Annotated in this window: 14 protein-coding genes; 9 read left to right on the forward strand and 5 right to left on the reverse strand. The window is 52.0% G+C overall.

Annotated elements, in window-relative coordinates:
- The first annotated feature begins 97 nt into the window (after window positions 1-97).
- On the forward strand, window positions 98-2,053 hold the full coding sequence (locus ACFO1S_RS19035) for an endonuclease MutS2 (RefSeq protein WP_204601150.1): 1,956 nt from the start codon (window positions 98-100) through the stop codon (window positions 2,051-2,053).
- Window positions 2,054-2,158: 105 nt separating this feature from the next.
- Window positions 2,159-3,976, forward strand: coding sequence for a translation elongation factor 4 (gene lepA, locus ACFO1S_RS19040; protein WP_204601151.1), 1,818 nt, complete (start codon window positions 2,159-2,161; stop codon window positions 3,974-3,976).
- A 105-nt stretch (window positions 3,977-4,081) separates the two neighbouring features.
- On the opposite strand, the gene ACFO1S_RS19045 is transcribed toward lepA, so the two are convergent.
- Both ACFO1S_RS19045 and ACFO1S_RS19050 read right to left on the reverse strand, forming a co-directional pair.
- Window positions 4,082-4,447 carry a tyrosine-type recombinase/integrase gene (locus ACFO1S_RS19045; protein WP_378127353.1) on the reverse strand — a complete coding sequence of 122 codons (366 nt, stop codon included), beginning with the start codon at window positions 4,445-4,447 and terminating at the stop codon, window positions 4,082-4,084.
- A gap of 29 nt (window positions 4,448-4,476) precedes the next feature.
- Window positions 4,477-4,782 (reverse strand): tyrosine-type recombinase/integrase, encoded by a 306-nt coding sequence (locus ACFO1S_RS19050; RefSeq protein WP_378127354.1) that lies wholly within the window; start codon window positions 4,780-4,782, stop codon window positions 4,477-4,479.
- Window positions 4,783-4,994: 212 nt separating this feature from the next.
- Here ACFO1S_RS19050 and ACFO1S_RS19055 point away from each other — a divergent pair, with 212 nt between their 5' ends.
- Window positions 4,995-5,252: a hypothetical protein gene (locus ACFO1S_RS19055; RefSeq protein WP_204601154.1), complete on the forward strand. Its 258-nt coding sequence runs from the start codon at window positions 4,995-4,997 to the stop codon at window positions 5,250-5,252.
- Between the two features lie 44 nt (window positions 5,253-5,296).
- Here ACFO1S_RS19055 and ACFO1S_RS19060 read toward each other — a convergent pair whose 3' ends face one another.
- Window positions 5,297-5,641, reverse strand: a complete 345-nt coding sequence (locus ACFO1S_RS19060; protein WP_204601155.1) for a hypothetical protein — start codon at window positions 5,639-5,641, stop codon at window positions 5,297-5,299.
- Window positions 5,642-5,885: 244 nt separating this feature from the next.
- On the opposite strand from ACFO1S_RS19060, the gene ACFO1S_RS19065 reads away from it, so the two are divergent.
- Complete coding sequence (locus tag ACFO1S_RS19065; RefSeq protein WP_204601156.1) at window positions 5,886-6,863, forward strand: hypothetical protein; 978 nt, start codon at window positions 5,886-5,888, stop codon at window positions 6,861-6,863.
- Between the two features lie 619 nt (window positions 6,864-7,482).
- The gene (locus tag ACFO1S_RS19070) at window positions 7,483-7,728 is read left to right on the forward strand and encodes a spore germination protein (protein ID WP_378127357.1); all 246 of its coding nucleotides are present in this window, start codon (window positions 7,483-7,485) and stop codon (window positions 7,726-7,728) included.
- A 155-nt stretch (window positions 7,729-7,883) separates the two neighbouring features.
- On the opposite strand, the gene ACFO1S_RS19075 is transcribed toward ACFO1S_RS19070, so the two are convergent.
- Window positions 7,884-8,105, reverse strand: a complete 222-nt coding sequence (locus ACFO1S_RS19075; RefSeq protein WP_204601158.1) for a hypothetical protein — start codon at window positions 8,103-8,105, stop codon at window positions 7,884-7,886.
- Window positions 8,106-8,147: 42 nt separating this feature from the next.
- Entirely contained in the window at window positions 8,148-8,315 is a 168-nt protein-coding gene (locus ACFO1S_RS19080) for a hypothetical protein (protein WP_204601159.1), read from the reverse strand.
- 704 nt (window positions 8,316-9,019) lie between these two features.
- Here ACFO1S_RS19080 and hemW point away from each other — a divergent pair.
- The 4 genes from hemW (at window position 9,020) to grpE (ending at window position 12,582) form a co-directional block, all read left to right on the forward strand.
- Entirely contained in the window at window positions 9,020-10,207 is a 1,188-nt protein-coding gene (hemW, locus tag ACFO1S_RS19085; RefSeq protein ID WP_204601160.1) for a radical SAM family heme chaperone HemW, read from the forward strand.
- Between the two features lie 77 nt (window positions 10,208-10,284).
- The gene (locus ACFO1S_RS19090; protein WP_204601161.1) at window positions 10,285-10,785 is read left to right on the forward strand and encodes an N-acetyltransferase; all 501 of its coding nucleotides are present in this window, start codon (window positions 10,285-10,287) and stop codon (window positions 10,783-10,785) included.
- A gap of 137 nt (window positions 10,786-10,922) precedes the next feature.
- Window positions 10,923-11,948: a heat-inducible transcriptional repressor HrcA gene (gene hrcA, locus ACFO1S_RS19095; protein WP_204601162.1), complete on the forward strand. Its 1,026-nt coding sequence runs from the start codon at window positions 10,923-10,925 to the stop codon at window positions 11,946-11,948.
- Between the two features lie 49 nt (window positions 11,949-11,997).
- A complete protein-coding gene (gene grpE, locus ACFO1S_RS19100; RefSeq protein WP_204601163.1) occupies window positions 11,998-12,582 on the forward strand; it encodes a nucleotide exchange factor GrpE in 585 nt (194 codons plus the stop codon).
- Window positions 12,583-12,602: the final 20 nt, after the last annotated feature.

Here is a 12,602-nt window from a genome sequence, read left to right on the forward strand (position 1 = left end):
TCGAGGTATTCTTTCGACAGGCTGCGAGCTTGCGCCGATGGTGCAAACTCGCAGCCTGTTTTTTTTTATTCTTATCTTGTCAGGAGGCAGAATAGCCATGAGACCGTATTCATTGAACAAATTGGAGTACCCGCGCATAATCGAACTTTTGAGCAGCTACGCCACGACCTATCTGGGAAAGAGCCGAATCCAGCGTCTTGAACCGCTGACCGATAAGGAAACGATCAGACACAGGCTGAAGGAAACCGCTGAAGCCTGTCGCTTGCTGGCAAGAGGAGGGCACCCGCCCATGCCCTCGCTTGAAGGCATGGAAACGCTCATGCCGCTGCTGGGAACGGGATACGTCCTGTCAGAGCAGGAGTTCGGGCATCTTGCGCAATTCATAAGAAGCTGCGAGCAGCTTCAGCAATATATGGCGGCGAAGAAGACGGAATCCCCGCTCGTCGCCGGATACGGGATGTCCATGTTCGATCTGAAGCCCTTGAGGGTCGCCATCGAGGCTTGTATCGATCGGGCAATAATCGTTGACACCGCTAGCTCCGAGCTGCATAAGCTGCGCAAAATCATCCGAGCGTCAGAAGAGAAGCTGCAGAAGAAGCTGGAAGGACTATTGTCGAAGCATTCCGCCTCATTGCAGGAACGGCTCGTGAGCCAGCGAGGAGGCAGATACGTGCTGCCCGTCAAGCGGGAATATCGCAAGCGCGTGCCGGGAACCGTACTGGATGAATCGGCGAGCGGACAGACGGTATTCGTCGAACCGGCCGAATTGGCGGGGCTGCAGATGGAGCTGAACGAGCTGCGGCTTCGGGAAAACCGCGAAGAGCTGCAAATTCTGGCTCGCTTAACTGGCGAAGCCGAAGCCTGCAAGCAGGAGGTTTCCGTCAATCTGGATGCGGTGGGACATTATGATTTTCTGTTCGCGAAGGCGAAGTGGGGACTGGTGGTCCAAGGGATCGCGCCTGAGCTCGACGGGGATCGGATCATAGAGCTGAAGGAAGCCAGACACCCCTTGGTGGCCGCGAAGCCGGTTCCGCTGGACATCCGCATCGGGAACGGCTATCGCACGCTGCTTATCACGGGACCGAATACCGGCGGCAAGACGGTTGCTCTGAAGACCGCCGGCTTGCTCGTCTTGCTGGCGCAATCGGGTTTGCTCATTCCGGCCGGGGAAGGAAGCCGTATAGGCGTGTTTCAATCGGTGGAAGTAGATATCGGCGACGGCCAGAGTCTCGATGCATCCCTTAGCACCTTCTCCTCGCATCTCCGGAATGTGATCGACATTCTGGCCCATGCGGGCCCGTCCACGCTGGTGCTGCTCGACGAGCTGGCTGCCGGCACCGATCCGGGCGAGGGCGTCGGCCTGTCCATTGCCGTGCTGGAGGAGCTTTACCGTCGAGGCTGCGTCGTCATGGCGACAACTCATTTTAACGAGATCAAGGAGTATGCCCGGGTATCGAACGGTTTCCGCAATGCCAGAATGGCGTTCGACGAGGAGACGTTAAGTCCGATATATCGGCTGGATATGGGGGAAGCGGGAAACAGCTATGCTTTCGTTATCGCGGCCAAGCTGGGCATCCCTAAGCCGATTATCGAACGGGCCGGCATCGTGGCGAATGCCTTGAAGTCAAGACGCGACGAGGCGGTCTTCCCGAGAGAGGCTGGCACGGAGGGAGGCTCCCCCGCTAAAGCCGAGGAAGATAAGCGTCGTCCGGCGGCTCCGACAGCCGACCGGCGAAGCAAGTCCGAGCAGTCCAAGCGCGAGCCGTCCAAGTGGTCTGTCGGGGATGTCGTTTACATTCCCCATCTGCGCAAGCCTGCCGTCGTATTCCGCCTGCCGGACGAACGGGGGAACTTGATCGTGCAAATACAAAAGCAGAAGCTGAAGGTCAACCATAAGAGGGTTCGTCCTTACATCGATAAGAAACTTCTGTATCCGGGAGAAAGCTACGATCTTGACATCGTGTTTGATACGGTGGATAACCGTAAGAAGAGACATCAGATGAGCAAACGCCATGTAGAGGGCTTAACGATCGAACGGCCTCCCGAGGAGTAGCTCCGGAGGCCCGAGCGGCGAACGCATTGATGGCGGAGAGATACGCTGTTATAATGAAGTGATCGTCATCTGACGTTATGGAACCGGCTGGAGGTACTCATTGGAATGGCAGAACTGTCTATTAAGCAAAGCCACATTCGCAATTTTTGCATCATCGCGCATATCGACCACGGCAAATCGACTTTGGCGGACCGCATTTTGGAATATACCGGAGCGCTAACCTCGCGGGAAATGCAGGCCCAGGTGCTCGACTCTATGGATCTGGAGCGCGAGCGCGGCATTACGATCAAGCTGCAGGCCGTCCGTCTGCTCTATAAAGCCGATGACGGAGAAACATACTTGTTGCACCTGATCGATACGCCCGGCCATGTCGACTTCACTTACGAGGTGTCCAGAAGTCTGGCCGCCTGCGAAGGCGCGTTGCTCGTTGTCGATGCCGCTCAGGGCATCGAAGCGCAGACGCTTGCCAACGTCTATCTCGCGTTGGACAACAATCTGGAGATTGTGCCTGTCATCAATAAGATTGACCTGCCGAGCGCGGAGCCTGAGCGCGTGAAGCAAGAGGTTGAGGATGTCATCGGACTCGACGCCAGCGACGCCGTATTGGCCTCCGCGAAGAACGGAATCGGAATCAAGGAGATTCTGGAGCAGGTCGTGCAGAAGGTGCCGGCGCCGATCGGGGATCGCGACAAGCCGCTTAAGGCGCTGATATTCGATTCTCACTACGATGCGTACAAGGGCGTCGTCTGTTATATTCGGGTAATCGACGGCACGATTCGCGCCGGCACGCGGATGAAGTTCATGGCGACAGGAGCGAGCTTCGAGGTTGTCGAGGTGGGAACCTTCATGCCTCGTCCAACGGTCGTCACCGAGCTGGGACCGGGAGACGTCGGCTTCGTCAGCGCGTCGATCAAGAATGTGAAGGATACCCGCGTCGGCGATACGATCACCGACTTGAGGAATCCGACCGTCGAAGCCTTGCCAGGCTATCGCAGCATTAACCCGATGGTCTTCTGCGGACTGTATCCGATCGATTCGACCGATTACAACGATCTGCGGGACGCGCTGGAGAAGCTGGAGCTGAACGACGCCTCCCTGCGCTATGAGCCTGAATCGTCGCAAGCGCTGGGCTTCGGCTATCGCTGCGGTTTCCTGGGAATGCTTCACATGGAGATTATCCAGGAGAGGATCGAGCGCGAATTCAACATTCCGCTCATCACCACCGCTCCAAGCGTTATTTACCGGGTTACGCTAACCAGCGGCGAGGTTGTGGAGATTTCCAATCCGGCGGACTATCCGGAGACCGGCAAAATCGACTTCGTCGAGGAGCCGTTCGTGAAAGCATCGGTCATCGTCCCGAACGATTATGTCGGCGCGATTATGGATTTGTGCCAGGGCAAACGCGGAGAGTTCATCGATATGCAGTATTTGGACACGAACCGCGTCACGTTGAAATACAATATTCCGCTGGCCGAGATCGTATACGATTTCTTCGATCAATTGAAGTCGAGCACGAAGGGTTACGCTTCATTCGACTACGAGGTGATCGGGTACAGGCAATCGACGCTGGTCAAGATGGACATCTTGCTGAATGCCGAGAAGGTCGATGCGCTGTCCTTTATCGTGCATAAGGATCGGGCCTATAACCGCGGCCGGATCATCTGCGAGAAGCTGAAGGAGCTTATTCCTCGCCAGATGTTCGAGGTGCCGATTCAAGCGGCGATCGGTCAGAAGATCGTCGCGCGCGAGTCGATCAAGGCAATGCGCAAAAACGTTCTCGCGAAGTGTTACGGGGGCGACATCTCCCGGAAGCGGAAGCTGCTGGACAAGCAGAAGGAAGGCAAGAAGCGCATGAAGCAGGTCGGAAACGTCGAGGTGCCGCAAGAGGCGTTCATGGCCGTTCTCAAGCTGGATGAAGATTAGATCGCTGATGTATCAAGCGTTTCCGCACTTTCAGGGGATTTGAAAATAGTCCGAAATGAGGGTTTGCCACCCATTTGCCACGGAATGCGCGACGCGGTGGCAAATCTACAGATCACTGGTGATGGAATCGAAAATATCGGCAGCGTCCCGAGCCATTTTTTGCGTAAGGTGAACGTAACGGTCTTCGGTGATCGCCGCTCGGCTATGCCCGAGTCTCTTCTGTACAGATTTTGTCGGGAGCTTCTGCTCGATCAACATCGTCGCATGTGTATGCCGAAGCGAATGATAGTTGAAATCGATGCTGAGGCTCTCGCTTGCTTTTCTGGTGTGGTACTTCGCAACAGCTGGCGTGATCACTTCGCCGCTCTCTTTCCGGCATACGAAATCCCCCATGTCAGACACGGCATAGAATTCCCCGTACCGCAAACGGTTTTGCTTTTGCCGCAGCTTCTCCTTCCGCAAAAACTCCATCAAGGTATTGCCGATGGCAATGGTGCGATTTAACCGGCTTTGGATTTTGGCGGGCCGACAACCCACTCCACTGTTATTTTTGCATTTTTGGCTTTCGGCTGACTGCTGTGCCTCCCAACAAGTTGTTGCTTAATGGTAATCGTTTGTGCGTCAAAGTCGATATCCCCCCATTCCAATCCGCAAACCTCACCGACCCGGACTCCTGTGTGTAGCCCGATCTGAAACGGGATGTGAAACGGATGACCCTCGTGAAAATATTTACTCAGCTCCCGAAGGTTCTCCTTGGATTGGATTTTCAAGTCCTCATGCGTAGGCTTTACTTCCGTGTCCCCCATGACCAACTCCACATGTTGCATCGGGTTCTCGCTGATAGATTTGTAAGGGTACACCGCTTGCTTGAGCGCTTTGTTTAATACGGCAACGACGGACTGATCAAACAAGGGATTAAGGATGACGGCATTAACGAGGTGGATGAGCTGGTGTTCACGCGGGAGGCTCGGCAGTATTGGGTGTTCCCGCAGCCAGTCAAAACGAGGAGGCAGAGCCAATGACAGCAGCAGAGGCAAAAGCGTTTGAGGTGTTGAGCAAAAAGGTTGACGAACTGACGAGCGCGGCGACAGTCCTGACGATGGCCGTAAAGGATGCAATGGAGGTTAAGCCAGCTCCGACGTGGTTTGTGAAGGAGTTCGGCAACGCGGACTTGGGCGGGCTCATCGATACGCCGAAGAAGACGTTGGTGGGCTGGGAGCGCATCACAATCTATGCTCGGCTGCGAGGACTAGGTAAGGGCACAAAGACCAAATAAGTAAAAATACCTGCTCATCCAGGTGGCGAGGCGGGTATTTTTATTTATTCCGAACGATCGGCTCCAATGCTGTACCCACTCAGTTTACTAAGACTTGCTTTGGAGTTTCCTAATTTCGGTGCAGAAGGCGATGGGCCTTTGTTTTCGTTGACCAACATCTGAATGTTATATGACATGTTCTCAACATGCTCCAGAAGGAACGAAAATGCGAGAATAAATATGCCGGATATTGCACCAGAAACCCATAACGCTAGTGCGATGGCCCAATTAAATTTCTCATCATCATATCTGTACTCGGGTTCTATGGCATAGACGTTCCCGCAAACTATTCCACCAATAAAAGCTAAAATAAATGTTGAGATAGCAAGAATCTTCAATGTTTTGACCATGTTGTACCTCGTTAATATGTCCTCATCGGCTGAGGTATTTGCTAAGACTTCCAGACGACATCATTTTATACTAGAAGTCTTAGTTTGGCGATATGTGGAAGTGAATCAATCAGCCCGGAGGCTACGACTTCCGGGTTTTTCCTTTTAACCCTTAAGTATATTGTAGATCCCTGTCGATTATCAGACTGCAAACTCCTGAATTTTCCTTGTATGATGGTGTCATTACATAAGAGGAGGACTTACATTGAAGAAGTTAGCCGGTCTTTTTTTAAGTGTTGCTTTAGCAATCGGACTTTTAATTCCCGCCCCTAGTGTGTCTGCATATCCTGGAGGTTTGTTGGATGGAAAACTATTAAACATTGGGCCAGATTCGACTTCTAGCGCTGTTCTCACATCCGATCAGATGACGGATAATGATGAGGCAACGTATTATTCATTACCTTCATCAACTACTACGAGTAATGTGAATGATGTGGTATGGTTCAAGTTCGATTACGCGAAAGACATTACTGGATATAAGCTAAAATCTGAATCAACTCAAAGTGTTACTGACATATGGTTCTTTGATGTATACGGCAATTCTAGTACTCTCAAAGGGATTACATCTGGAGCATCACAGACAATTTCAAAAGAAAAGATAATTAAAGTTTCTGTTCAGCAAGGTTCGGGGTCAGTTAAAAAGTTATTTGAAATTGATTTCTTTGGATTTGATTCTACATTCGATGTCCCCACGTTGAACGGTACCTTAAATATACCAAATGTTGATCTAAACTGGAGCACAGTTCTTGCAGCACCAGCGTACAACATTAAGCGTTCCACAACGCCTGGGGGGCCTTATCAAACACTGGCCACAGTAACTGGCACAACCTATACAGATACTACGATAGAAGTGGGTCAAACATATTATTATGTTGTAACGACCATCAATGGTACTGCTGAAAGTGAAAATTCAAATGAAGTTGAAATTACGTATTCGTCTCCTTCCCGCGCCCTCCTGACGATCTACATCTCCGGCGGCCAGATCAAGGAATACGACCTATCTGCAGCCGAGCTGAACGCCTTCCTCTCCTGGTACGATGCCAAGGACGCAGGCAGCGGCCCGGCTAAGTACAAATTCGTGAAGACATGGAACAAGGGCCCATTCAAAGCTCGTAGCGAATACGTGATCTTCGATAAGATTCTGACGTTCGATGTGGACGAGTACGAAGTAGAGAATCCATAACAGGGGGAAATGAATATGAAGAGATGGTCTAAAAAGGTTTGAATGTCTGCGGCGGCTGTGCTGATCGCGATTATGTCGGTGTCGGCTTTCCGGCTTCGGCCGATGTAAGTGTTCATTTTTATAATGATAACATTCTCCCCGGGATCAATAGTTTTCCTGGGTGCAATAGCACTGTTCACTATGCGGCCCAATTCGGAGTAGGGACCAACGCCTGTGGAGATCGGCCTGCATACGGAAAAATAGTAGTGGAGTCAGGGAGTGGCTGGTTTTTAGCGAATGGGGAAATCAGAGATCAACATAAGTCTGTTTCAGACATTTATTCAGATGTTCCAATCACCGTAAACAGCGGTCAACCATTCTAATTATGATCAGCCCGGGGGCTTAGGCTCTCGGGTTTTTTTTGTTTGTCGCATGATTGCCGCCTTGTAATGGATAGAATTCAAATACTACAAAATCCACGAACTCCGGACTTTGCAGCATCCCGCCTGAACCAAACAACTAATCCCTGACCGGCACCCTACGTCCATGATTGACCCCCATATAACAGATCAAGCAAAAATCATTTTCGATCACATGTGGGCAACAATCCCCATAAGATAATAATATAAATTTAATTTAAGTGGCGAGGTACATTAAATTGCCTGCAATAGTTGGAAAAATAAAAATTAATAGTGTAAGCCAGGGGTCGAGTGTACACATTGGAGATACAGCAGTCATTAATCTAACTAGTTCAAGTAAAAATTATGGAGGGGCCGCCTCGTTTTCTCCAGGTGATTCATTCGGAGGCATTAGTAACAATCAGTTAAGTAAGACGAATACAATTGATCCAGATTTGAACGATTCATCATCTTCGTCTTTAGTGTAATTTGTATCTCTATCCTATTGTCAACGTGCATCTATGTAAAGGCCAGCCATGCACGGCTAGCTCGTAGCGGGTTCCCGCGACCATCCCGGCATAGCCGGTAGGTTTCGGCCTCCTCCGCTGGAGGCCCAAGGCGCGTTATGCGCTCGTCAGGCGGGTCACTTTATACGGATTACGTCATTTGGTGGGATGCGTTGCTCGATTGTTACCTTCCCGGTCGTTTTATTTACGTTGATATCGTAGGCGATTTCGTCCACCTCGTAGCCGTATCCATCTTTGCAAAAAGACATGGGGCACTTGTCGTACTCGTCCTCATCCGGTCCGGAGTAGAAGACGGTGCCGCACTCTGCATATTTGAGCTTGTTGACTGAGATTTCCACGCTTATTCCTCCCTGGGGGTGCTCCGAAGGGCTCCGGTGATATTAATACGCCGGGTAATTGATTGGATCGGATTCTGCGGCTAGCGCTGCCTTCTTTGTCCGAAATGCATAAAGCGAATCCCCTGATTCATCGATCAAGCACCATCGCGTTGAAACAAAAAATATTTCTTTATAATTCGGAATCTCCTTCACCGACACAGCTTTCAACATCCCCATTACCTCCCTGCCCCTGTGGGGCTGCTTTATTTGCGTGCTGCCTTGACGAGTGCCGCGCCGCTAATGATTAGGGCCGCAATGCTTACGATCAGCGTTACCATCTCCATGTCGCCACCTCCGTTTATTTTTGAACCAAATATGTTAAGATTGGGGAGAGAAGGCCGGGTGCTATCCGACCTCCTCTTACAAGGAGCCTTTAACGATTGCCGGGGCGGCGACGTTTGGTTCCTTTTTTTCGTTTCCTTGCGACCTTTGATAAGTAGGATTATTACGGTAATGCACTGGATGATGGCCGTAAGGAGCGATACCCAATCTTTCATTTTTTCACCCTTCCCGAAGGCGTTTCCCTCACCTTCTATCTTAGTGTCGAGGTGATAGGTATGGCTGGAAGACCACCAAAGCCAGAAGGGAAAAAGAAGATACAACGAACAATCCAATTTGATCAAGAGGTTTTAGAGTGGTTGGAGGCGAGAGCTGCCGATAACGACCGGACGATCAGCGTGGAAATGAATCGTATACTAAAGAAAGCAAAAGAGCAGGAGGGGTAACCTCGCTGCTCTTTTATGTCGCCACCAGTCTGCCACCGCTTCTTGAAAAATGGATTAAATACGGCGAAATATGATATGATGCGTATGGCTTCGGCCCGCTTTTCTCTTTCTCAAGAGCCGTAGCTATAGCTTGCAAGCGAGGTGAATACCGTGACCAATTCCAAGGAAGCGTCCTCTGGCGCTCCGTCGCTCCACGGATGGACGCCCAGGGCGCTTTACGTTCATATTCCTTTTTGCACTAACAAGTGCTTTTACTGCGATTTCAATTCCTACGTCGCGGCTGGCCAGCCGATTGACGCGTATTTGGACGCGCTGGAGAACGAGATGATTCTCACCGTGAAGGAGCTGCCACCCGAGATCATCCACACTGTATTTGTCGGAGGAGGGACGCCGACCGTGCTGACCCCGCCGCAGATGGCCCGATTTCTGGCTGCGGTCAGGCGGCATTTTCCGCTTGCCGACAATGCGGAGTTTACGATGGAAGCCAATCCGGGCACGACGGACTTGGAGAAGCTTGCAGCGATGCGGGAGGGCGGGGTCAACCGGATCAGCTTCGGAGCGCAAACCTTCGACAACGACTTGCTTGAGCGGATCGGCAGAATCCATCAGGCCAACGATGTCGTCCAGAGCATCGCCAACGCCAAGGCGGCCGGCTTTGAGAATCTGTCCATCGATCTGATGTTTGGCTTGCCGAACCAGACGCTGGCGCAGCTTCAGGACAGCGTCAACAAAGCGCTGGAGCTGGATCTCCCCCACTATTCCCTATACGGACTCAAAGTAGAGGAGAACACGCTGTTCCATCGTCTGTATCAGCGGGACGAGCTTCCGCTGCCGGAAGAAGAGGAAGAAGTAGCGATGTACGAGTATTTAATAGAAAGTCTGACCGGCGCAGGCTATCGTCATTATGAGATCAGCAATTTCGCCCGCCCCGGCTTCGAAAGCCGCCACAACACGACGTACTGGCGCAACGAGCCTTATTACGGTCTTGGCGCAGGGGCGCATGGATATGCCCGCGGGCAGCGCCATATCAACATTAAAGGCGTTCAGCCTTATATCGATGCGGCGAATCGGTCGCTGCCGCGGCTGGAGTGCAGCAGCGTCAGCCGCGAAGAGGCGATGGGCGACTTCATGATGGTAGGCTTGCGGCTGCAGGAAGGCGTTACGAGAGCAAGCTTCGCCAAGCAATTCGATGGCGCGCAGCTGGAGGCCATATACGGCAAGGAGCTGAAGAGGCTTGTGGATCAGGGGCTGCTAGAGCTTGCGGAGGGTGAAGACGGGTATCGCCTGACCTCCCGCGGCATATTGTTGGGCAACGAAGTGTTCGGCGCTTTCGTTTGAGAAATGTCCCTTGAGGAATAATCCGATGTGTTGTATATTTATTCATACATATTCATTGTATGAGAGAAGGAATGGCTATGACGATCATTTGTCGCAAAGCGCTGCCGGAGGATGTCGAGGCGCTTTATGAACTTATACAGGGCTATGCAGCCAAAGGAATTATGCTTCCGCGCTCTCACGAGGCGCTTAGCCGCAACATCGCGACATTTATCGTAGCGCAGGACGGGGATCGGTTGATTGGCTGCGGATCGCTGTGCCGCCTCGGCAGCGATCTCGTCGAAATCCGTTCGCTCGGCATCGTGGACGGATACAAGGGACAAGGCATCGGCAGCAAGCTGGTGGACGCCTTGATCGCCGAAGCCAAGCTGCAGGGCATCCCGAAGGTGATGGCGCTCACCTACGAAGCCGCTTTTTTTCAAAAGAACGGATTTAAAATCGTGGATAAAGAGATTTTTCCCGAGAAGGTGTGGACGGACTGCGTGAATTGCGCCAAGCAGCATTGCTGCGATGAAATCGCCGTCGTCAAAATCATTGAGCCTGTGCCCGAGAACGAGCAGCTCAGCTTCGCCCAAATCTGATCCGCCAAGCCAAATCGAGCCGGAACGTTCTTGACACGACCGTACTCGATTTGGTATTTTTGTATTAGCCTTTAGCACTCACTGTAACGGAGTGCTAACGAATCGCAAGCGGAAGGACCGACAAGGAGGAGATTCGAATGCTGAGCGAACGACAACGGATGATTCTAAATGCGATAATCGACGATTACATTCGATCCGCCGAACCGGTCGGCTCCCGCAGCATCTCCAAGCGGGGAGACGTCTCGTTCAGTCCGGCGACGATCCGCAACGAGATGGCCGACCTTGAGGAAATGGGTTTGCTGGAGCAGCCTCATACTTCCGCCGGCCGTATTCCTTCTATTAAAGGCTACCGTTATTACGTGGATCATCTCGTTACGCTGGGGGTTGTAGGCGACGGGGATGCCCGCAAGCTTCGTCAGTTTTTCATGGAGAAGATGAATCACTGGGAAGGAATCATGGAGCATGCAGCCACGATCTTCTCTCAGATGACCAATTACACCTCCATCGTATTGGGACCCGAGATGTTCAATACCACGTTGAAGCATTTTCAGCTCGTTCCCATTAACGACGTATCCGCCGTTGCGATCATCGTAGCGAACACCGGACACGTGGAGCATCGGACCATTACGATTCCCGAAGGGATATCGATGGACGATATGACCAAAACCGTCAACCTTCTTAATGAAAGGCTTACGGGAATTCCGTTCTTCAAACTCAAATCCGTCCTTCATAATGAGGTTGGTAAAGAACTCAGCCGCTACGTGGAGCGCTGCGAGGAGATTCTTTCGGTAGTGGAGCAGGCGATCGCCGAAGAGCACGATCCCAAGGTGTATTTAAGCGGTGCCTCCAACATGCTCACGCAGCCCGAGTTCAAGGATGTCGATAAGGCGAAAACGATTCTGGGAATGCTGGAGGAAACGCCGCTGCTCGTGCAGCTGTTTCAATCCAATCCGGGCGGGATACAAGTAAAGATCGGTACGGAAAACTCGCATGAGGCCATTAACCAGTGCAGCCTGATTACCGCAACTTACACGTATGACGGACAATCGTTAGGCACGATCGGCATTCTGGGTCCGACGCGCATGGAGTATGGAAAAGTGATCAATTTGCTTGATTATTTATCCAAGGACATCTCTCAGTTGATGTCCCGTTGGCATAAGTAAGTGCATAGCCTCCGATAGCGGGAGGCACGGTAAGGGAGGTGAATCGTGCATGAGTACGAAGGAAACGAAGGAGCAAGCGAACATGGATGAGCGTCAAGAGGAAGTATTGGAGCAGGAAACCGTAAGCGATCCGACGGCAGAGCTTGAGGGCGAAGAGGTTGCTTCCCCGCAGCCTGCCGAAGAGGATGCGCGTCTTGTCGAGCTGCAGCGTCAGGCGGAGGACAATCAGAACCGCTATTTGCGTGCGCAGGCCGATTTCGATAATTTCCGTCGGCGGACGCAGAAGGAGAAGGAAGAGCTGGCTCAATACGCTTCGATGAAGCTGATTACCCAGTTGCTTCCCGTATTGGACAATTTCGAGCGCGCGCTGCTGACGGGCGGCGAAGCGGCGGAAGGAGATTCCTTCGCCAAAGGCGTAGACATGATCTACCGCCAGCTGACGCAAGTGCTGGATGCGGAAGGCTTGAAGCGGATGGAGGTCGTAGGACAGCAGTTCGATCCCGAGCTTCATCAGGCGATTATGCGGGTGGAAAGCGACGAGCATGAGGAAGGCACTGTGATCGAAGCCGTCCAATCCGGCTATGTATTGAAGGATAAAGTCATTCGTCCCGCAATGGTTAAAGTCAGCGGTTAACCTAGGCAGGATGACAAGCA

It is taken from the genome of Cohnella boryungensis (genome assembly GCF_042651945.1).
GTDB classification, from domain to species: domain Bacteria; phylum Bacillota; class Bacilli; order Paenibacillales; family Paenibacillaceae; genus Cohnella; species Cohnella boryungensis.

Bases quoted from the DNA above. Each gene is read 5' to 3' on its own strand.
- grpE (WP_204601163.1), top strand. From the start codon at position 11,998: ATGAGTACGAAGGAAACGAAGGAGCAAGCGAACATGGATGAGCGTCAA.
- ACFO1S_RS19055 (WP_204601154.1), top strand. From the start codon at position 4,995: ATGACAGCAGCAGAGGCAAAAGCGTTTGAGGTGTTGAGCAAAAAGGTT.
- ACFO1S_RS19060 (WP_204601155.1), bottom strand. From the start codon at position 5,641: ATGGTCAAAACATTGAAGATTCTTGCTATCTCAACATTTATTTTAGCT.
- ACFO1S_RS19050 (WP_378127354.1), bottom strand. From the start codon at position 4,782: ATGGGGGACACGGAAGTAAAGCCTACGCATGAGGACTTGAAAATCCAA.
- ACFO1S_RS19090 (WP_204601161.1), top strand. From the start codon at position 10,285: ATGACGATCATTTGTCGCAAAGCGCTGCCGGAGGATGTCGAGGCGCTT.
- lepA (WP_204601151.1), top strand. From the start codon at position 2,159: ATGGCAGAACTGTCTATTAAGCAAAGCCACATTCGCAATTTTTGCATC.
- hrcA (WP_204601162.1), top strand. From the start codon at position 10,923: ATGCTGAGCGAACGACAACGGATGATTCTAAATGCGATAATCGACGAT.
- ACFO1S_RS19080 (WP_204601159.1), bottom strand. From the start codon at position 8,315: ATGTTGAAAGCTGTGTCGGTGAAGGAGATTCCGAATTATAAAGAAATA.
- ACFO1S_RS19045 (WP_378127353.1), bottom strand. From the start codon at position 4,447: ATGGAGTTTTTGCGGAAGGAGAAGCTGCGGCAAAAGCAAAACCGTTTG.
- ACFO1S_RS19035 (WP_204601150.1), top strand. From the start codon at position 98: ATGAGACCGTATTCATTGAACAAATTGGAGTACCCGCGCATAATCGAA.